The sequence below is a fragment of the Streptomyces sp. NPDC093801 genome, assembly GCF_040701585.1.
GTDB lineage: Bacteria > Actinomycetota > Actinomycetes > Streptomycetales > Streptomycetaceae > Streptomyces.
Genome location: NZ_JBFBDP010000011.1, coordinates 234,812 through 254,206 on the forward strand (window position 1 = coordinate 234,812; position 19,395 = coordinate 254,206).

General features: G+C 74.4%; 20 protein-coding genes. 5 read left to right on the plus strand and 15 right to left on the minus strand.

Annotated features, from left to right (window positions below; all coding sequences use genetic code 11):
* Positions 1-275: 275 nt before the first annotated feature.
* The 10 genes from AB0469_RS15405 to AB0469_RS15450 form a co-directional block, all read right to left on the minus strand.
* A complete protein-coding gene (locus AB0469_RS15405; protein ID WP_366451873.1) occupies positions 276-1,790 on the minus strand; it encodes a HAMP domain-containing sensor histidine kinase in 1,515 nt (504 codons plus the stop codon).
* Position 1,791: 1 nt separating this feature from the next.
* The gene (locus AB0469_RS15410; protein ID WP_366451874.1) at positions 1,792-2,517 is read right to left on the minus strand and encodes a response regulator transcription factor; all 726 of its coding nucleotides are present in this window, start codon (positions 2,515-2,517) and stop codon (positions 1,792-1,794) included.
* 19 nt (positions 2,518-2,536) lie between these two features.
* Positions 2,537-3,412 carry a hypothetical protein gene (locus AB0469_RS15415; protein ID WP_366451875.1) on the minus strand — a complete coding sequence of 292 codons (876 nt, stop codon included), beginning with the start codon at positions 3,410-3,412 and terminating at the stop codon, positions 2,537-2,539.
* 32 nt (positions 3,413-3,444) lie between these two features.
* Positions 3,445-4,662, minus strand: coding sequence for an ABC transporter permease (locus tag AB0469_RS15420; protein WP_366451876.1), 1,218 nt, complete (start codon positions 4,660-4,662; stop codon positions 3,445-3,447).
* Positions 4,659-5,591, minus strand: a complete 933-nt coding sequence (locus tag AB0469_RS15425) for an ABC transporter ATP-binding protein (RefSeq protein ID WP_366451877.1) — start codon at positions 5,589-5,591, stop codon at positions 4,659-4,661. The genes AB0469_RS15420 and AB0469_RS15425 overlap by 4 nt, the downstream gene beginning before the upstream one ends.
* Entirely contained in the window at positions 5,588-6,730 is a 1,143-nt protein-coding gene (locus AB0469_RS15430; RefSeq protein ID WP_366451878.1) for a biotin/lipoyl-binding protein, read from the minus strand. The genes AB0469_RS15425 and AB0469_RS15430 overlap by 4 nt, the downstream gene beginning before the upstream one ends.
* Positions 6,731-6,750: 20 nt before the next feature.
* A complete protein-coding gene (locus AB0469_RS15435; protein ID WP_366451879.1) occupies positions 6,751-6,942 on the minus strand; it encodes a hypothetical protein in 192 nt (63 codons plus the stop codon).
* Between the two features lie 204 nt (positions 6,943-7,146).
* The gene (locus AB0469_RS15440; protein ID WP_366451880.1) at positions 7,147-8,532 is read right to left on the minus strand and encodes a histidine-type phosphatase; all 1,386 of its coding nucleotides are present in this window, start codon (positions 8,530-8,532) and stop codon (positions 7,147-7,149) included.
* A gap of 179 nt (positions 8,533-8,711) precedes the next feature.
* Positions 8,712-9,506, minus strand: coding sequence for an NAD(P)-binding domain-containing protein (locus tag AB0469_RS15445; protein ID WP_366451902.1), 795 nt, complete (start codon positions 9,504-9,506; stop codon positions 8,712-8,714).
* The gene (locus AB0469_RS15450; protein WP_366451881.1) at positions 9,422-10,234 is read right to left on the minus strand and encodes an inositol monophosphatase; all 813 of its coding nucleotides are present in this window, start codon (positions 10,232-10,234) and stop codon (positions 9,422-9,424) included. The genes AB0469_RS15445 and AB0469_RS15450 overlap by 85 nt, the downstream gene beginning before the upstream one ends.
* A 127-nt stretch (positions 10,235-10,361) precedes the next feature.
* Here AB0469_RS15450 and AB0469_RS15455 point away from each other — a divergent pair, with 127 nt between their 5' ends.
* Positions 10,362-11,306: a LysR family transcriptional regulator gene (locus tag AB0469_RS15455; RefSeq protein ID WP_366451882.1), complete on the plus strand. Its 945-nt coding sequence runs from the start codon at positions 10,362-10,364 to the stop codon at positions 11,304-11,306.
* A gap of 13 nt (positions 11,307-11,319) precedes the next feature.
* Here the strand turns inward: AB0469_RS15455 and AB0469_RS15460 are convergent, their stop codons facing one another.
* Entirely contained in the window at positions 11,320-12,198 is an 879-nt protein-coding gene (locus AB0469_RS15460; RefSeq protein ID WP_366451883.1) for a DMT family transporter, read from the minus strand.
* A 52-nt stretch (positions 12,199-12,250) separates the two neighbouring features.
* On the opposite strand from AB0469_RS15460, the gene AB0469_RS15465 reads away from it, so the two are divergent.
* Positions 12,251-13,099 carry a MurR/RpiR family transcriptional regulator gene (locus AB0469_RS15465; protein WP_366451884.1) on the plus strand — a complete coding sequence of 283 codons (849 nt, stop codon included), beginning with the start codon at positions 12,251-12,253 and terminating at the stop codon, positions 13,097-13,099.
* A gap of 312 nt (positions 13,100-13,411) precedes the next feature.
* Here the strand turns inward: AB0469_RS15465 and AB0469_RS15470 are convergent, their stop codons facing one another.
* Entirely contained in the window at positions 13,412-14,200 is a 789-nt protein-coding gene (locus tag AB0469_RS15470) for an amidohydrolase family protein (protein ID WP_366451885.1), read from the minus strand.
* 97 nt (positions 14,201-14,297) lie between these two features.
* Here AB0469_RS15470 and AB0469_RS15475 point away from each other — a divergent pair, with 97 nt between their 5' ends.
* Positions 14,298-14,705: a MerR family transcriptional regulator gene (locus AB0469_RS15475; RefSeq protein ID WP_366451886.1), complete on the plus strand. Its 408-nt coding sequence runs from the start codon at positions 14,298-14,300 to the stop codon at positions 14,703-14,705.
* Between the two features lie 59 nt (positions 14,706-14,764).
* On the opposite strand, the gene AB0469_RS15480 is transcribed toward AB0469_RS15475, so the two are convergent.
* The gene (locus AB0469_RS15480; RefSeq protein ID WP_366451887.1) at positions 14,765-15,598 is read right to left on the minus strand and encodes a sulfite exporter TauE/SafE family protein; all 834 of its coding nucleotides are present in this window, start codon (positions 15,596-15,598) and stop codon (positions 14,765-14,767) included.
* 273 nt (positions 15,599-15,871) lie between these two features.
* On the minus strand, positions 15,872-16,744 hold the full coding sequence (locus AB0469_RS15485; RefSeq protein WP_366451888.1) for a helix-turn-helix transcriptional regulator: 873 nt from the start codon (positions 16,742-16,744) through the stop codon (positions 15,872-15,874).
* A gap of 153 nt (positions 16,745-16,897) precedes the next feature.
* Here AB0469_RS15485 and AB0469_RS15490 point away from each other — a divergent pair, with 153 nt between their 5' ends.
* Complete coding sequence (locus tag AB0469_RS15490) at positions 16,898-17,620, plus strand: SDR family oxidoreductase (RefSeq protein WP_366451889.1); 723 nt, start codon at positions 16,898-16,900, stop codon at positions 17,618-17,620.
* A 115-nt stretch (positions 17,621-17,735) separates the two neighbouring features.
* On the opposite strand, the gene AB0469_RS15495 is transcribed toward AB0469_RS15490, so the two are convergent.
* Positions 17,736-18,029 carry a DUF6087 family protein gene (locus AB0469_RS15495; protein ID WP_366451890.1) on the minus strand — a complete coding sequence of 98 codons (294 nt, stop codon included), beginning with the start codon at positions 18,027-18,029 and terminating at the stop codon, positions 17,736-17,738.
* A gap of 396 nt (positions 18,030-18,425) precedes the next feature.
* Here AB0469_RS15495 and AB0469_RS15500 point away from each other — a divergent pair, with 396 nt between their 5' ends.
* Positions 18,426-19,295 (plus strand): aminoglycoside phosphotransferase family protein, encoded by an 870-nt coding sequence (locus AB0469_RS15500; RefSeq protein WP_366451891.1) that lies wholly within the window; start codon positions 18,426-18,428, stop codon positions 19,293-19,295.
* Positions 19,296-19,395: the final 100 nt, after the last annotated feature.

The window sequence follows — 19,395 nt, forward strand, 5'->3', positions numbered from 1 at the left end:
CCGGCCGGAAAGGCTCAACTGATGCCGTGGAGCATAGCAGTCGCAGCGCTAGCGGCCGAGGACGTTCATCAGGATGATCGCCGTGAGGTCCGCGAGGATGACGGCGACGACGCCGATGATCATGGCCCAGGCCCGGGCCGATTCGTCGAGGTCCACGTGGCCTCCCGTCCGTGGTGGCGGGCGGCCGGCTGCGGGCCCGTCGTCCTTCCGTCATGGTGGCCCGGCCGGCCGTGGTGCACACCTCGGGGCCCGGACGGACGGGGCGCCTCGGCCTCTCAGGAGTGCGGCAGCCGGACCCGGAACAGCGCACCCCGGCCCGGCTCCGTCTCCAGCTCCAGCTCGCCGCCGTGCGCCCGGACGAGCGCGGAGGCGATGGCCAGGCCCAGGCCGGCCCCGCCGCCGGCCTGCCGGCTGCGGGAGGCGTCCACCCGGTAGAAGCGCTCGAACACCCGTGCCGCCTGCTCCGGGGCCAGCCCCGGCCCGTGGTCCGCGACCTCGATGACCGGGTGGCCGTCCCTCCTGCCCACCCCGATGCGTACGGGTGACCCCTCCGGGGTGTGGGCGACGGCGTTGCCGACCAGGTTCGCCACGACCTGGCGCAGCCGCGCCTCGTCGCCCTCCACCGGGGCGGGCCCCGGCGGGCCGTGGCCGTCCGGGCCGGTCAGCGTCACCTCGCGGGCCGGGTCCAGGGCCCGGGTGTCGTGCAGGGCGTCCACGGCCAGGGTGCGCAGGTCCATCGGGGCCAGTTCCAGGGGGCGCTGCTCGTCCATGCGGACCAGGGTGAGGAGGTCCTCCACCAGCCCGCTGAGGCGTACCGCCTCGCTCTCGATGCGGGCCATGGTCCGTCTGACGTCCGCCTCCTCGGTGAGGGCGCCCATGCGGTACAGCTCGGCGAAGCCGCGGATCCCGGCCAGCGGGGTGCGCAGCTCGTGGCTGGCGTCCGCGACGAAGCGCCGCATCCGGCTCTCCGACGCCGTGCGGGCCGTGAACGCCGCCTCGATCTGCGCGAGCATGCCGTTGAGGGCGCTGCTCAGCCGGCCGGTCTCGGTCCGGGGCGAGCCGCCGGGGATGCGGTGCGACAGGGGCCGCCCGGCGGAGATCTCCGCCGCGGTCTCCTCGATGCGCCGCAGCGGCCGCAGGCCCGCCCGCACGGCGAACCAGCCGGCCACCGCCAGCAGCAGCGACACCGCGACGCCGATGATCCGGAAGGCCGTCGCCAGGCTGTCGAGCGTGGAGGACACGTCGTCCAGCGGGGCCGCGACCACCACCCCCGCGGGCAGCCCCGGATCGTCTCCGTCCACCGGCACGATCAGCACCCACCAGGTCCCGTCGCCGTGGTCGCTCGGCACCTCGAACGGCTTCCCGAGCCGGGCGCGCAGCCCCGCCGCGTCCATCGCGGGCCACAGCGGGTCCGGGTCCCCGGCCGTGAGGGGCTGGCGCAGCGGCTGGGACACGGTGCCGTCCGCCGCGGCGAAGGCCATCACGTACTGGCTCGGCAGCCAGGCCCGGCCGCTGCCCGACCGGCCGGCGTGCGGCTGGGGGATGCCCTCGGCCCGCACCCGGTGGGCCATCGAGTCGCCGAACCTCTGCAGCTGCTGGTCCACCCGCCCCACCAGCCGGGCGCGCACGGAGCCGAGGACGACCGTGTCGCTGACGGTCAGCCCCAGCGCGACCAGGACCATCGACAGCGCCACGAGCCGGGCCCGCAGCGAGAGGCCGGCGAGCGGGCGGACGAGCCGCCCCAGCCGCGGACGGACCCGGCGCGGCCGTCCTGGAACGCGCTGCGCCATGTCAGCCCTGGGGGCGGCGCAGGACGTACCCGATGCCGCGTACGGTGTGGATCAGCTTGGCGGAGCCGTCCGCCCCGGAGTCCACCTTGCGGCGCAGGTACGAGATGTACGACTCGACGATGCTGAGGTCCCCGCCGAAGTCGTACGCCCACACGTGTTCCAGGATCTGCGTCTTGGAGACCACGCGGTCGGCCTGGGCCATGAGGTACGCGAGCAGCTTGAACTCGGTGGGGGACAGGGACACGGGCCTTCCGCCGCGCAGCACCTGGTGTCCCACCGGGTCCAGTTCGAGGTCACCCGCCCTCAGCCGGCCGTCCCCGCCCGCGGCCCCGGTACGCCGCAGGATCGCGCGGATCCGCGCGATCAGCTCCTCGAGGCTGAACGGTTTGGTGACGTAGTCGTCGCCCCCGGCGGTCAGCCCGCTGACCTTGTCGTCCACCCCGTCCTTCGCCGTGAGGAACAGCACCGGGAGGTGGTCGGCGCCCGGCGCGGTGCCGGCCACCTCCCGCAGCCGGCGCACCACCGCGAACCCGCTGATGTCGGGCAGCATCACGTCCAGCACCACCAGGTCGGGCCGCTCCTCGGCGACCGCCGCGAGGGCGTCGGCACCGCTGGCCGCCGAGGTGACCCGGAAACCGACGAAGCGCAGGGAGGCCGACAGGAGCTCCCGGATGTTCGGTTCGTCGTCGACGACCAGCAGGCTCGCCTCGGGCCCGGCCGTGTCCATGCGGTCCTCCCTCTCGGGCTCAGCCCCGGCCGCCGCCCGCGAAGCCGCCGGCGAAGCCGCCCGCGCCGCCCTCGGAGACGGTGGTGGCGGCGACGTCGCCGGAGGCGTCCTTGGTGCCGCGGACGGTGACGGTCTGACCCGGCTGGAGGTCGGACACCTTGCCGCTCCTGGCCTGGGTGATCTGGGTGTCGGTGTTCGTGGTGATCTTGACGACCCCGCCCTGTGCGTCGGTGACGTACAGGGTGGTGCCGTCGACGAGCTTCACCGTACCGGTGGTCAGACCGGCCCCGCCGCCCGGGCCGCCCGTCCCCCCGCCGAACCCCTGCCGGGGGCCGCGCTGTCCGGCTCCGGTGCCGTCTCCCGGACGGTTCTGGCCGGCGGCTCCCTGGCCCGCCGAGCCCGCGCCCGCGCCCGGCCGCCGGCCGCCGCCACCGGGCGCGGCCGCTCCCGTACGCCCCTGGCCCGCGGCCTCCGAGGCGAAGGCGCGGCCCGCGGAGCCCGACCCGCCGGCCCCCTGGAGGTGGTCCTTCTCCACCAGGACGCCCCCGGTGAAGGCGAGCCCCGCCACCACGCCGCCCGAGAGCAGGAGCGTCAGCCAGGGCATCCGCGCCCGGGGCGGAGCGGCGAGTTCGGCCGAGATGTCCCGGGTGTCCGGGGGTTCGGCGAGGATCCCCTCGGGATCCTCCGCGGTACGGGGCCCCTCGCCCTCGGCCTGCGGGTCGGGGACCAGGTCCGTGTCCGGGAACGGGAACGGATCCTGGTCTTGGTCCTGGTCCGGGCGGTGGTCCGGGGCGGGTTCGGCACGCGCCGAGGCGGTGAACACCTCCTCGAACGGGGTGAACTCCTCCCGGCCCGCCTCGTGCTGCTTCTCCGGTTCGGTGCGGCGTCGTGCCATGTCAGCTTCTCCCTGTTCCTGCGTGTGCCGGCTCACTCGTGCCGCAGTGCTTCGATGGGCCGCAGGCTCGCGGCCCGGTTGGCCGGATAGCCGCCGAAGAACAGCCCGATCGCCACGGCGATGGCGAAGGCGCCGACGACCGACTCCGGAATGACGACCGGCTTGATGCCGACGATCGTGAAGTGCGAGCCGATCAGTCCGGCCGCGACGCCGAGCCCGCCGCCGATCAGCGAGAGCAGCGTCGACTCGGCGAGGAACTGGCCGAGGATGACCCCGCGGGGCGCGCCGATCGCCTTGCGGATGCCGATCTCGCGGGTCCGCTCGGTCACCGTGACGAGCATGATGTTGGTGATGCCGATGCCCCCGACCAGCAGGGAGATCGCGGCGACGGCGCCGAGCAGCACCGTGAACGTCTTGTTGGTCGACGCCTGGGCGGTCAGCAGGGACGCCTGACTGGACACCCGGAAGTCCGGGGCGGCGGGATCCTTGATGCCGTGCTGCGCCATCAGGACCGTGGTGACCTCGTTCTGCGCGTCGGCGGTCGCGTCCGCGGACCTGGCCTCCACCAGGATCTGCCCGAGGGGGCCGAACCCCGTGAAGGCGTTCTGCACGGTCGGCAGCGGCGCGACCACCACGTCGTCCGGGTCCTGGAACCCGGTCCCGCCCTTGGCGGCGAGGACCCCCACCACGGTGAACGGAGTGCCGCCGAGGACCACCTTCCGGCCGACCGGGTCCGCCGTCCCGAACAGGTCGGCGGCGGTCGTCGACCCGATCACGGCGACCTTGCGGGAGGCCAGCACGTCGTCGTTGCCGAAGTAGTCGCCCTTGGCCACCTTGCTGTTGGAGGCCTTGAAGTAGGCCGGGTAGGTGCCGACGACCTGGCCGACCGTGTGCGAGGTCCCCTCGTACAGGGCGGTCTGCGAGGTGGTGACCTCGGGCGCCACCGACTCGACGTGCGGGGCGGCCGAGGGATCGGCGAGGGCCCGCGCGTCCGCCACGGTCAGCGGCTTCGTGCCGGCGGCCGGACCGGAGCGCCTGCCGCCGAAGCCCCCGCCGGAGGAGACGGTCAGGGCGTTCGTGCCGAGCCGCTCGATGGACTCCTTCACCGCCTGCGAGGAGCCGTTGCCGACGGCCAGCAGGAGGATCACCGCGGCGACGCCGATCAGGACGCCCAGCATCGTCAGCGCGGAACGCACCTTGTTCGCCGCGAGGCCGCCGAAGGCGAAGCGCAGCGTCTGGAACGGGTTCACCGCGCGCCTCCGGCCACCGGGTGCCGCTCGCGCATCGCGGGCGGCGGGCCGTCCACGGGCGCCTGCCGGACGTCGTCGACGATCTGCCCGTCCACCAGGCGCAGGACCCGCTTGGCGTGCCGGGCCACCTCGTCCTCGTGGGTGATCAGGACGACGGTGCGGCCCGAGGCGTTGAGCCGGTCCACCAGGGCCAGGACCTCTTCGGTGCTGTGGCTGTCCAGGTTGCCGGTGGGCTCGTCCGCGAGGAGCATGGCGGGCGCGGTCACCAGCGCCCGGGCCACGGCCACGCGCTGCTGCTGGCCGCCGGAGAGCTCGCCCGGCCGGTGGCCCAGCCGGTCCGCCAGGCCCACCAGGGTGAGCGCGGCCTCCGCTCGCCGGCGCCGCTCGGCGGCCTTGACCCCCGCGTACGCCAGGGGCAGTTCCACCTGGGCGACCGCGGTGGTGCGGGGCACCAGGTTGAAGGACTGGAACACGAAGCCGATCTTCCGGTTGCGTACGAGCGACAGCTGGTGCTCGTCCAGGCCGCCCACGTCGATCCCGTCCAGCAGGTAGCGGCCCGAGGTGGGGACGTCCAGGCAGCCGAGGATGTTCATCAGGGTGGACTTGCCCGATCCGGAGCTGCCCATGACGGCGACGAAGTCGCCCTGTTCGACGACGAGGTCGACCCCGGGCCGGCGCCCCGTGGCGGGATCGGCCGGCCCGCCGAGGGCGCGTACGGCGGCGTCGCCCTGCCCGTACGTCTTGAGCAGCGCGCGGACCTCGATCACCGGGGGCACGGCCCGGTGCCCGGTCCCGGTCTCCGCCGTCCCGTTCTCCGCGGTCCCGGTCTCCGCCGTCCCGTTCTCCGCGGTCCCGGTCCCGGTCCCGGTCTCCGCCGTCCCGGGCTGACCGGCGGGCCGGGTCCGGCGCGGCCACAGCGGCGGCGTCATCCGCGGCCACCCCCGCCCCCGCCGGTACGCAGCCCGCCGCCGGCGGCGCCGCCCGCCCCGCCGCGGTTGCGGCCGGCACCGCCGGCGCCGCCGGGGAAGGCACCGCTCGGGAAGCCGCCGTTGCCGGCCGAGGACACCGTGGCGAGCTGCACCTGCTGTCCCTCGGTCAGCCCGCTGAGGATCTGGTCGCTGCCGTCGCCCTCCAGGCCGACGGTGACCTGGGTGCGCACGGTCGTGCCGTCCGCGGCGACGACGGTGACGGTGCGGTTCGTGCCCGTGCCCGAGACGGCGGCGGTGGGGACGGACAGCGCGCCGGAGGCCTCGCCGACGACGACCTGGATGGCGGCGCTGAGCCCGCTGCGCAGGTCGTCGGTGGGGCTCGTGATGTTCAGGGTGGCCGCGTACTGCACGGCGCTCCCGCCTCCCGCGCCGCCTCCGCCGGAGCCGGATCCGCTGCTCACGGGGAGCGAACTGACGGACAGGACCTGTGCGTTGAGCGTCCTGCCGGACATCGCGTTGAGGGTGACCGTGGCGGGCTGGCCGGGCTTGAGCCCGAGGGCGTCGGCCTCGGAGAAGTTCGCCGTCACCTGCATGCCCGACGGGTTGGTGAGGACCACGAACCCGGACAGGGAGGAGGAGGCAGAGGAGGCGGAGCCGCTGCCCGACCCCCCGCCGCCGTTGCCGCCGTTGCCGCCGTTGCCGCCGTTGCCGCCGTTCCCGGAGCCGCTCGTGCCCGCGACCGTGTCGCCGGTCTTCGCCGAGACGGAGGCGACCGTACCGGCGGCCGGAGCCTTCAGCACGGTCCCGTCGACGGCGCGCTGGGCGGAGTCCACGGCGTTCTGGGCCTGGGTGAGCTGGGCCCGGGCCTGGGCCAGCTGCGCCGGATCCACGGTGGGCGTGGCCGCCGGCGCGGGTGCCGAACCCGTGCGCGAGGACGAGCTGCCGCCCGACGTGGAAGTCACCTGGCCGGCCTCGGCCTTGGTCAGGTTCGCCTGTGCCGCGGTCAGCGAGGCCTCCGCCTGGGCCAGGGTCTCCTTCGCGGCGGTCGCGTCGACCTTCCCGAGCACCTGTCCCGCGGTGACCTTGTCCCCCGCCTTGACGTCGACCTCGGTGAGGCGGCCGCCGGTGGTGAAGTTCACCCCGGCGTCGTTGGGCGAACTCAGGGAACCCGACCCGGAGACATCGCGAGGACGGTGCCCCTGGTGACCGTGGCGGTCCGCGCACCGCCGCGCGCCGGACCGTCACCGCCACCGGTCACCGCCGCATAGGCGCCGCCGACGCCCGCGAGGACGGCCACGGCGAGCGTCGAGTTGATCAGGACGGCCCTGCGCCGTCGTGGGAGCACCTTCATGGAAGGGGATCCTCGCCTCCCGCGCTTTGGAGGTTCTGGGAACTTCCTGGGAGTTCCCTGGGAGCCGACCCCCCGGCCGAAACGGGTGTACGCGACCGAACCGGGCAGATGACCCGTTCCCCGGGCTCCCAGGGGCGACCGGGGCCCGCCCGCTCCCAGACAACTCCCAGCAGACGCCCGGGCGGGTTCGGCGGCGCGCGTCGCTCAGTCGTGTGCGAGGCAGTGCTTGAGCTCGTCGAGGTCGTAGAAGTAGCTGCCCTTGGCCACGGGCTTGCAGGAGTGGTTGAAGGCCGTCTCCTTCTCGTTGTAGAGCATGCGCACCAGGTATCTGGCCGGCCGGCCCTCGGAGGGCGTGTTCGCGAACAGGTCCCACTGGATGTTCGCCGCCATCGGCGAGACCTCGGCCCCGCGCCACGGGTTGTTCCCGTACGCGTACGGCTGCCCGGGTGCGGCGGGCTCGGTGCTGCCGGGCAGGCCCATCAGCGCGGCGAGCGGCTCGATCTCCTCGGCATGGGTGAAGCGCAGCACGGCGCCGTTGCGGTTGGTGCCGGCGGCCTTGGCCTCGGCCTGGGCGAGGAGGTCGTCGAGGAGGACGCCGGCCATCTTGTAGGTGATCGTGCGTCCGCTGAACGCGGGGCCCTTCTCGTAGAACTCCTCCGCGTCGTCGAGGTAGGCGAGCCACTGGGCGTCGCGGTGGGTCAGGAACGGCGTGAGGTCCACGTCCGGCGCCTCCACGGCCAGGTCGGGCGCCGCGCCGTAGAGCTGGTACAGCGAACGGGCGAACGAGATCTGCGCCTCGGTGGACACCGTTGCCACGAAGTCCCCCCGGAACAGGCGCGCGACGACGCGGTGCGCCGCCTCGGCGGTGCGCGGGTCACCGTCGATCCCCGTGAGGACCGCGGCGAGCTGCGGATCGCCCTTCACGTACGCCTGGTAGTCGGCGTTCTGCGGCTGCTTGTGGAAGTACAGCAGGTTCTTATCGGTGACCGGTGCCTTGATCAGGCCCGCCAGCGCCGGCTCCCCGGAGGCCAGAGCGCCGGTGAACGCGTCGGCGCTCGCCACCGCACGCGGCACCCCCGACGTCTCCACCGCGATGGACTCGTGCCGGGCGGCGATGCCCGCGACCAGGGTCGGCAGCCGCTGCTCCAGGCGCAGCGCGGTCTGCCGGTGCTCCTCGGCGCCGCGTGCGGAGAGGTTGCCGTAGCCGAGCGCGGAGGCAGCGGCCAGCAGGGACCGCACCTGCGGGCCCAGCCGCGCACCGAGGCCGGTGAGTGCGCCCCGGTCCTGCGCCCTGCGCAGGACGGCGAGCACGGCGTCGCCGTCGCCGCTGTCCGTCATGGCGCGGGAGCCGTGGCGGGCGACGTTCTCGGTGAAGACCGGTACGAAGCCCTTCGGTGCTTCCTGGTAGCGGCCGGGCCCGCCCTGCGGGGCGTACGGGGTCTTCGTTCCGTAGACGTCGCGCCCGGCATGTGAGGCGCCGGCCCGTGAGGCGCCGGCCTGCTCCCCGGCGGAGGCGGTGCCGGTGGTGAACAGCACGCCTGCGGCGAGGGAGACGGCCATGGCGGCGGACAAGGGGGCAGTGCGCTTCACGGCGGCCCTTCGGTTCGGGTCGGGTCGGGCTACCGGTCGGTAGCTCAGGTCTGCCGCAAGGTGCCACGACCACACCAATCCCTGTCGACATTGTCCCATGGCCGGGGTGAAGGGCACCTGAACACCCCACCGGCGGACCGGCCGGCATCCCGCGCCCCGCAGGTGACACCGCAGAGGGGTCAGCGGGCGAGGGAGACGGCGAAGGGCTCGAAGCCGTGTCGGCGCAGGACGTGGGGCACGACCAGGATCATGGCCTCGGTGGCGCGGGCCGTGGTGATGTCGCCGAGGTCCTCGATCCATGCGGGCTGCCAGCCCAGGTCGTGGAGCAGGGCGGTGACGGTGGTCTTCGCGTGTCCGTCGTTGCCCGAGAGGTAGGCGGTCGGCGGGGTGGCCAGGGTTTCGGGGGCGGTCATGACCATGAACAGCATGGTGTTGAGGGTCTTGACCACCCGGGTGTCGGGGAGGGCGGCCTGGAGCTTCTCGGCGAGGCTGCTGCCGGGGTGGCACAGGTCGCCGGGCAGGCCGTCACCGGCGTCGCGGGTGGCGTTGGAGACGTCGATGAGGATCTTGCCGGCGAGTTCGGTTCGCAGGCCGGCCAGGCGGTCGAGGGCGCTGTCGCCGGGCGTCGCGTTGATCACGATCTCCGCGGTGCGGGCAGTGGTGCGCTGGTCGGCGAAGGAGACGCGGGGGCCTGTGCCTTCGGTGGCCGCTGTGGTGTCCTCCGTCGGGCTCCGGCGGCCGAGGGTGACGTGGTGTCCGGCCTCGGCGAGCTTGCCGGCGAGGTTGGTGCCGACGCGGCCGGCGCCCAGGATGCCGATGGTGGTCATGTGGTGGTGCTCCTTGCGGTATCGGGGTGGGGAAGAGGGGAAGAGCGGAGACGTGCGTCCGGTCAGGCGATCGGCGAGAGGACTTCGAGGGCGGCGCCGTGGATGCCGGGGGCGGCGGCCAGGAAGTCGCGGCTGGCGGTGTTCCAGGGTTCGCCCGCCAGGTCGGTGACGGTGCCTCCGGCCTCGGAGACCAGCAGGGCGCCGGCGACCAGGCCGGAGCGGACGTCGGAGAACTGCCAGAACGCGTCCGTGCGTCCGGCGGCGACGTGGATGAGCTGCATCGTGGCGGGAACGGACACGCGCACGACCAGACCGTTGAGGAGCATGGCGGTGACGGAGTCACCGATCCGCCGGAACGTGCGCTCGTCCTCGCCGGGCCTGGCCTGGCCGGTGCCGGTGAGCGCGGCGCCCAGGTCCGTCTTGGCGGACACCTCCAGGGGGTGGTCGTTGAGGCGGGCGCCGCCGCCGGCGACGGCGGTGTAGGTGTCGCCGGTCAGCGGCAGGTGGACGACGGTGAGTACCGGCTGGTCGTCGCGGACGAGGGTGGCGGTGACGGCCCAGTCCTCCATGCCGTGGACGTGGTTGATGTTGCCCTCGGCGGGGTCGACGACCCACCACTCCCCGGGCGGGAGCGCGCCGCCGGCCAGCTCGTCCTCGGCCCACTGCGACCCCGGCCGGGCCCGCAGCAGCGGTTCCCGCAGCACGGCCAGCACCGCGTCGTCGTTGGCGTGGATCTCGGCGACGACCTCGTCCAGGCTCACGCCCCGGGCCTGCGGGGCGTAGCGGTCGCGCAGCGTGACGCCGGCGGCCCGCACCACGGCCGTCACGTCGGACAGGAGCGTCGTACCGGCGTCGAAGGGCATGGCTGTGCTCATGGCGGGCTCCCTGGGGGATCGGTCGAGGGGGGTGAAGCGGGGCGGCTGTCGCGCTCCCCGCACTTCGAAGGTAGGGGGCCCGATCATTAACAACAAGTGCATGCTTGTCACTTGTAGAGTTACTGCCATGCAACTGGATCTGAACCTGCTCACGGCCCTGGACGCCCTGTTGGAAGAGGGCAGCGTCGCCGGCGCCGCAGCCCGCCTCCACGTCACCGCACCGGCGATGAGCCGTTCCCTGGGCCGCATCCGCAAGGCCACCGGCGACCAGATCCTGGTCCGCACCGGCCGCAGCATGGTCCCCACTCCCCGGGCGCTGGCCATGCGTGCCCAGGTCCACGCCCTCGTGCAGCAGGCCCACCAGCTCCTGTCCGCGCAGCAGGAACTCGACCTGGCGGCTCTGGACCGGGTGTTCACCGTGCGCTGGCACGACGCCCTGACCGCCGCCTGCGGCACCGCCTTGACCACGGCCGTCCACCGACAGGCCCCCGGCGTCCGGCTGCGCCTGTCCGCCGAACCCGGGACGGACGACGCCGAGCTACGCCGGGGTGAGGTCGACCTCGAATCCGGCTCGAGCGCTCCGACGCTCGCCGACATCCGCCACCGCCTGGTCGGCCGGGACCGGCTGGTCGTCGCCGTGCGACCGGGCCACCCGCTCACCGAAGGCCCGCTGAGCCTCGAGCGCTACGCGGCCGCCGAACACCTCACCGTCTCGCGGCGCGGAAGCCTGCGCGACCCGATCGACGACGCCCTGACCGAACGCGGGCTCGCACGACGCGTCGTCGCCGCCGGGCCCACCGCCGCCTTCGCCCTGCAACTCGCCCTCGGCACCGACCTGGTCGTCACCCTCCCCGACGCGGTCACCCGCACCGCCCGGGACCGACTCGGCCTCGCCACTCTCCAGCTGCCGCTCCCCCTGCCCGATGTCCCCCTGTACCTGCTGTGGCACCAGCGCTACGACGACGATCGCGCCCACACGTGGCTGCGCGAAACGGCTGCCGAAACCGTCCGGGCCGTCTTCACGTCCCCGGCCCCCTCTCCGCAGCCCCCGACCCGGCGGACCGGGAAGTGACGGGGGGCGCCCGCTAGGAGCCGCCCGCCAGCTGGAGCACCGCGATGCCCGCCAGGACGGCGGCGCTGGCGGCGATGCGACGGTGGCCGAGGCGTTCGCGGAACACGACCGCGCCGATCAGGGCCCCGAAGACGATGCTGGTCTCCCGCAGGGCGGCGATGGTGGAGAGGTCGCCCCGCGACTGCGCCCACACGACGAGCCCGTACGCCAGGAGCGAGAGCAGTCCGCCCGTCAGGCCCCGGCCCCACAGCGGGCGCAGCGCCGTGAACAGGGTGCGGCCCCGGCGGGCGCCGGCGATGACCGGGAGGACGAGGCCCTGGCAGAGGAACAGCCAGGCGATGTAGCCGAAGACGCTGCCGGAGACGCGCACGCCGCTGCCGTCGACGAGGGTGTAGGAGGCGATCACGACCCCGGTGCCGACGGCGGCGGCGAGCGCCGGCAGCTGGGCGCGGCCGGGGAGCCCGTCCGCCAGGGCGAGACCGGCCAGTCCGCAGGCGATCACCGCGATGCCGAGGGCCTGTCCGGCGGCCGGGGAGTGGCCGAGGAGCGTCGTGGACACGAGGGCCACCACCACGGGCGAGGTGCCGCGTGCGGTGGGGTACATCTGGCCGAAGTCCCCGAGCTGGTAGGCGCGCAGCAGCAGGAGCTGGTACGTGACCTGCAGCGCGGCGGAGGCGGCGAGGTACGGCCAGGCCGCCGGCGCGGGCAGCGGGGCGAAGCAGACGAGTACGGCTCCGCAGCCCGCGGAGGCGAGGCTGATCAGGGTGAAGCCGGCGAGCTTGTCGCGCAGGCCGTGGGTGAGGCCGTTCCACACGGCGTGCAGCACCGCCGAGGCGAGGACGACGGCGGGCACGGCGGCGGAGCCCGTCACGGACGGCAGGTTTGCGGGCACGGGTGCTCCCCACGGCTGAATGTGGAATGAAATTCCCTGTTAGCCTAAACCCATGGAAATCAGTTCCACACCCTCGGGCGGGCTCGCCGCCCATGTCCGGGCCCACCTGCCCGGGCTGCGCGACACCGAGGCGCGGGTGGCGCGGGTCGTCCTCGACCAGGGCGCCGGGCTGGTGCGGCTCAGCGTCAGCGACGTCGCGGCGCTGGCCGGCACCGCGCCCTCCTCCGTCGTACGGGCCTGCCAGCGGCTGGGGTTCCGCGGCTACCAGGAGCTGAAGCTCGCCGCTGCCCGGCAGGCGCCCGCCCCCGCACCGTCCCGGGACCGCGACCCCGCCGCCCGCGCCCTGGCCGACACGGTCCGGGCCGGCCGCGAGGCCCTGGAAGGGGTCGCGGCGACGGTGGCCCCGCAGGAGCTGCGAGCGGCCGCCGGACTGCTCGACGCGGCGCCCCGGGTGCTGGTCGTCGGCGCGGGACTGTCCGGCGCCGTCGCGCTGGACGCCGCGTACCGGCTGCGGGCGCTGGGCTGCGCCGTCGACGCACCGGCCGACCCGCTGACCGCCCAGCTGGCCGCCTCGCAGCTGACCTCCGCCGGCGTCTGCCTGGCCGTCAGCCACACCGGCGCCACGCGCAGCACGGTGGACGCCGCCCGGCGCGCCCGGCAGGCCGGGGCCAGGGTCGTCGCCGTCACCAGCTACGCCCGTTCGCCGCTCAGCGAGACCGCCGACCACACGTTGGTCGCGGGCGGCCAGGACCTGGTGTTCGGGCTCGAAACCGTCGCGAGCCGGCTCGCCCACCTCACCGTGATCGACGCCCTCGCCCTCACCCTGCTGGGGCTGCGCGGGGAACCGGCCGAAGCGGCGCTGCGCCTGTCGGCCGACGTGACGGTCGACCACTCGTACTGATGCCCCGGGTGGGAGGGCCCGAGCCGCGGGAGGGCCGCCCGCGCGGTCCGCGGACGGCCCCCGCGCGGTCCGGCCCGCTCAGAGCGCGTCGACGGGGCCGAAGCGGAGCCCGCCGGGGGCGGACTCGTCGGTGCCGGCCCAGAACTCGTACCAGTTGGTGCGGAACTCGTCCACCGCCGGCTGAGGCGCCGGGTTGCCCGGGCCTCCGCTGCCGCCGCGGGCGGACGCCCGCCAGGAGGTGCGGTCCGGCCATCCCGGCCGCGACGGGGCCGTACCTCCGCGGGCCGTCCGCGTCCGCCCCGCAGCGGCGGGTCAACAGAGCCCGGCCAGCTCGGCGATCGTGCCGCCGAGGACCCTGTCGCGCACCTCGCCCGGGCGGGTGACCCGTTCCACCAGGGCCCGGGCCAGGACCGGGTCGCCGTACGGGGCGTCCGAGCCGAACAGGGTCCGGTCCGGGATCTCCTCGATGGCCAGCCGGACCGCGAAGACGATGCCGGCGGTGGACAGCTCCAGGTACATGTTCGGGGTGTCCCGCACCAGCTCGACCGCCTCCATCCAGTGCGCCCCTCCCAGCTGGCTGACCACCAGTGGAACCGACGGGTGGCGGGCGGCGAGCGCGGCCAGCGTCCTCAGGTCGTCCGCCGTGGTGGGGGCCGACCCGTGCACCACCACCGGCAGCCGGCCGTGATCGGCCGCCGCCCGCAGCACCGGTTCGACCAGCGCCGCCCGCCCCGGCGGCGGCGTCAGCTCGCCGATCCCGTGCATCCCGCGCCCGACGACCTCCCGTTCCACGGTCGCGGCGATCTCCTCCGGCCCCAGGTCCAGCGGTACGGACAGGAAGCCGATGAACCGCTCCGGCCGCGCCGCCAGCGCCGCGTCCAGCTCCGCCCACGCCCGGCGGTACCCCTCGACCGTGCCGGCCCGTCCCCCGATGGCCTCGTCCAGGACCGCCATCTCCCGGCGCAGCGCGGCGAGGTCGGCGGCCCGCTCCGGATGCGGGCGGGTGGCGAACAGCACGGCGCGGTCGACCCCGGCCTCGTCCAGCAGCCCCACGTGCGTCCCGACAGGATCATGGACATGGCTGTGCGCATCGATGATCAACGATCACTCCCTCCTCGACGGCCGTCCGGAATGCGGCCGGTGCGCACACTGTTGCTCCCTGACACCGTTGGAAGGTCAAGCCGAAGGGAGCGGCCCGGTGCTGATCGGGGAGCTGTCGCGTCGTACGGGAGTCAGCGAACGCCTGCTGCGCTACTACGAGCGGACGGAGCTGATCCGCTCGGAGCGGCGCGCCAACGGCTATCGCGAGTACGACGAGGGGACGCCGGAGACGGTGCGGCGCGTCCGCACCCTCCTGGCCGCCGGCCTGCCCACCCGCGTCATCCGGCAGGTGCTGCCCTGCACCGCCGACGGGGCGGCGGCGCTGCGCCCCTGCCCCGGCGTCCTCGACCGCCTCCGCGACCAGCTGGAGGTCCTCGACCGGCGGGCCGAGGAACTGGACGCCGCGCGGCTGCTGCTGCGCCGAACGATCGCCGCCACCGAGAGCGCCCCGCCCCGGCCCGGGCCCGGCGGGGCCCCGAGCCGGGGCGTCCGCACGGCGGGCTAGCTGGGGCGTGCCCTCCGGATCACCTCGCCGACCGGCGCGGGCCGTCGGATGCGCACGGGTCAGGTGTGCCGGGCGACCTTGACCGCCGAGACCAGCAGGATCACCGCGAGGGCCGGGATCAGGACCGGGTCCGGGACCACGCCCAGGAGGAGCCCCCCGAGGAGCGCGCCGGCGATCGAGCCTCCGGCCATGAGGGCGGTGAAGCGCAGGTTGGCGCCGAGAACGGCGAAGCTGCCGTCGCGGCTGTAGCGGGCGAAGGCGACCAGCATCGTGGGCAGGGACACCAGCAGGGACAGGCTCCCGGCCGGCTTGACGTCCGCCCCGAACAGCAACACGATCGTGGGGATCAGCAGCTCACCGCCGGCCACACCCATGATCGCGGCCACCACTCCGATCCCGAACCCGGCCACCACACCGGCCACCACCTGCACCGGGCCGGGCAGATCGAGGGTTCCGACGGCGGTGGTGCGGGTGACCACCAGGGCGGCGGCCATGCCCGCCATGAGGACGGCGAGAACCTTGTAGAGGGTAGCCGACCGCATCCGTACCGCCCAGGAGGCGCCGGCCCACGCGCCGAGCAGGCTTCCGGCCAACAGGTTGACGGCAATCGTCCAGTGCGAGCCGAGGTCGCCGAAGGAGACCGCGGCCAGCCGGGCGGGCAGGGCGGTGACCACGACGACCAGGCTCATCGCCTTGTTCAGGATGACGGCCGACAGGGCCGCGAAGCCGAACATGCCGATCAGAAAGGGCAGCCGGAACTCCGCGCCGCCCAGCCCGATCATGCCGCCGAGGACGCCGACCATCGCACCAGCCCCGAACACCCATGGAGCCGACCCCAGCCGTGCGGTGGCGGCCAGGCCCTGGTCCGGCGACACATTCACCGTGCCCTTCATCCACGCCACCACCCAGCGGCCGGGCGGCCTCTCAGGCCGGCGGGGACATCGGGGCCGACGACTGCCGAAACGGCAGCCGTCCAGGGCGGGGGGACATCAGACATGCCCGGCAGTCTGCACAACGCCGGCACCGCACAGACAGTGGAGGATCACACCAGCTCGGTACCACGTCACGCGCGATCCGTCCGACCCCCCGCCGCATCACAGCCGAGCGCCGGCCTGTCCGATGCCGCGAAGCCGCGAAGCCGCGAAGCCGCGAACGATCACACGGGGTCACCGGTCCGACGGTGTCGGGGCGGACCAGCCGGCGAGGAGGTGCAGGGCGTGTGCGGAGCGGCTGTCGGGTTCCGCGGTGTAGAGGTAGAGGGCCTGGTCGGGATCGTCCGGCAGGGTGAGCGACTCGTATGCGAGGGCGAGTTCGCCGACGAGGGGGTGGCGGTAGAGCTTGGTGCCGTGGGTGTACTGCAGGACGTCGTGGTCGGCCCACCACTGGCGGAAGTCCTCGTCCTGGACGGACAGTTCGCCGACCAGTTCGTTCAGGCGCGGGTCGTGCGGGTGGCGGCCCGCGTAGAGCCGCAGGGCGGCCACCGTGCCGCGGGCCGCGGTCTCCCAGTCGGCGAGGAGGTCGCGGGCGGTGGGGTCGAGGAAGATGAAGCGGGCGAGGTTGCGGTCGCGGTGGGGCAGGGCGTCGAAGTCCGTGTAGAGGGCTTGGGCGAGTGGATTGGCGGCGAGGACGTCCAGGCGGTGTCCGAGGATCATCGCCGGGGTGCCGACCAGGGTGTCCAGGACGCGCAGCAGCCCGGGCCGTACCCGCTGCGGCGGTGCGGGGCGTCGGCGCCCGGCGCCCGGCCCGGGCTTGGCCAGGTCGAACAGGTGAGCGCGCTCGGCCTGGTCGAGACACAGGGCGCGGGCCACCGCGTCCAGAACGGCGGCCGAGGCGTTCGGGGTGCGGCCGCGCTCCAGGCGGACGTAGTAGTCGACGCTGACGCCGGCCAGCCGGGCCACCTCCTCGCGGCGCAGGCCGGGCACCCGCCGTCGGCCGGCGTGCGGGGGAAGGCCCGCCTCGTCGGGCCGGATCCGTGCCCTGCGGGAGCGCAGGAAGTCTCGCAGTTCCAGATTGGGTCCGCGCTCCGGTGACGTGCTCATTCCTTCAGGCTAAGGCGGTGCGCGGGGCCGGGTGCGACCCGAGAGGGGGTCTGCCGGACCCCCGGTGGATCCGGCCTCCCCTACCGGCACGCGCATGGTCCCGCACGGTGATCTCCTGGAATGCGACACCGCACGTCACCCCGGAGGATTCCCGTGGACAAGCCCCTGATCGTCATCACCGGCGCCAGTTCCGGCATCGGCGCCGCCACCGCCCGCCTGCTCTCCGCGCAGGGGCACCCGCTGCTCCTGCTCGCCCGCAGGCTCGAACGGCTGGAGGAACTCGCCCTGCCGAACGCGCTGTGCCGCAAGGTGGACGTCACGGACCGCCGCGCCGTCGAGGAGGCCGTGCGCGAGGCGGAGCAGCGGTTCGGGCCCGCCGACGCGATCGTCAACAACGCCGGCGTGATGCTGCTGGGCCGCATCGCCGACCAGCCGGTCGACGAGTGGGACCGGATGATCGACCTCAACGTCAAGGGCGTGCTGTACGGCACCCGCGCGGTGCTGCCCGGCATGCTCGCCCGCGGCAGCGGCACGGTGATCAACGTCAGCTCCATCGCGGGCCGCAAGACCTTCGCCGACCACGCCGCCTACGTCGCCACGAAGTTCGCCGTGCACGCCCTGTCGGAGAACCTGCGCGAGGAGGTCGCCGCGGCCGGGGTCCGAGTGGTGACCATCGCCCCCGGCGCCGTGGAGACCGAACTGCTCTCCCACACCAGCGACCAGCAGATCAAGGACGGTTACGAGGCGTGGAAGGAGTCCGCCGGCGGCGCACTGGACCCGCAGGTCGTGGCCGAGGCCATCGCCTACGCCTACCGGCAGCCGCAGAACGTCACCGTCCGGGAGATCGTCCTCGCCGCCACCGGTCAGGAGGCCTGAGCACCCGCCACCCCGGCGGCATGTACCGGGCCCCGGTCATCGCGGTGCCCGGCTTCCGCGACGGCGAGTCGATCCGGTGCTCCGGGCCGTCACGTCGATGGGAGACGGCCCGGGTCTACCGCGGTTTCCGGTGCCGGCCGGGCTGCTTCTCGGGCGCGGGCTGTTCCTGCGCCTGCGGCTGAGGTACGGGGTTGAGGAGCCGGGCAGCGGCGGCGTAGTCGTCGACCACGCTCACGGCCACCCACTGGAAGCCGTCCCACTCCAGGATGAGGCGCGGGGCGTCGGGGTGGAGGTGGGCCGCCCGTCGGGGGCCTGGGCCGAGGGTGACGGCCTTCAGCTCCCCGGGCTTGCGGAGTCGGCCTTGGCGGCGGGCTGCCCACTGGTCGAGCGGTTCGTCTTCGGGGTTCATCGTCGTACCTCCGCGTACCTCCGTCGAGCAGGAGCAGCACCTTACCGGCCCCCGGCGGCGCACTGGAGCCGCGCTCCCGGTGCCCGGAGACGGCGAGGGCGCGGTCCTCAGCGGGGTCGCGGTGGACGGTGCGTGGCCGCATGCGAGGCTCGGCCTGGCGGGCGGGATGCCCGGCCGCCGATGCATCCCGCCCCGCCAAGCCACCGCACCCGCTGCGACACTCGGACGACGGTGCTCCGCATGCCTCCCGAAGTGAGCGAGAACTCCTGAGGGCCCGGCCGTTCGGCACGGCGGGCATGGTCCGGGAAAAGCGCTCGACAGGCGGGCCGGTTCCGGCTGGGATGGTCTGGACCATGTAGCGCCCGTCGCCGTGCGGGCAAGGATCCGGAGCCGCGTGTGAGCACCGTCGACATCAGGCCCGCCATCGGTACCGCGCTGGTGCGCCGGCTCGTCGAGGCACAGTTCCCGCAGTGGGCGGGGCTGCCGCTGGAGCGGGTCGAGCCGGGCGGGTCCGACCATGTGGTCCACCGCCTCGGCGGGGAGCTGTCGGTGCGGCTGCCGCGCCACCGGGACGCCGTCGGCCAGGCGGCCGAGGAGCTGCGCCGACTGCCCCGGCTCGCCCCGCGGCTGCCACTGGCGGTGCCGGTGCCGGTCGCGGTGGGCGAGCCGGGCTCCGGATACCCGTGGCCGTGGGCGGTGTCCCGCTGGATCGACGGGGAGACGGCGACGGCGGAGGGGCTCGGCGATTCGATACCGGCCGCCCGGGCCCTCGCGGGGTTCCTGACGGCACTGGCGGCCTGCCCGACGGACAGCGGCGGCGAGGTACGGGCGCCGCTGGCGGAGCGGGACGCCGACACGCGGGCGGCCATCGCCGCGCTGGCGGGGGTGTTCGACGCCCGGGCGATGACCGCGCTGTGGGACGCCGCCCTCGCCGCCCCGGCGTGGGGGCGGGCGCCGGTGTGGTGCCACGGCGACCTGCACACCGGAAACCTGCTGACGACCGGGGGCGAGCTGAGCGCGGTCATCGACTTCGGCGAGCTCGCCGTCGGCGATCCTGCCTGCGACCTGACGATCGCCTTCACCCTGATGTCGGCCCGCAGCCGGGCCGAGTTCCGCACGGCGCTGGGGGTCGACGCGGACACCTGGGCCCGGGGGCGGGGCTGGGCACTGGCGACGGGACTCAACGCCCACGTCACGTACGCCGCCACCCGCCCCCGCGTCGCCGCGCAGACCACCCGTCAGATCACCGCGGCACTGGCGGGCTAGGTGTTCTGTCCAGGGAGGTTGTGGACGGGTGATGCAGGTCTCGGTTGAGGGATCTTGAAATGGGTGAGGGCCTTCTGGCCTGGTGTGGATTGCGACATCT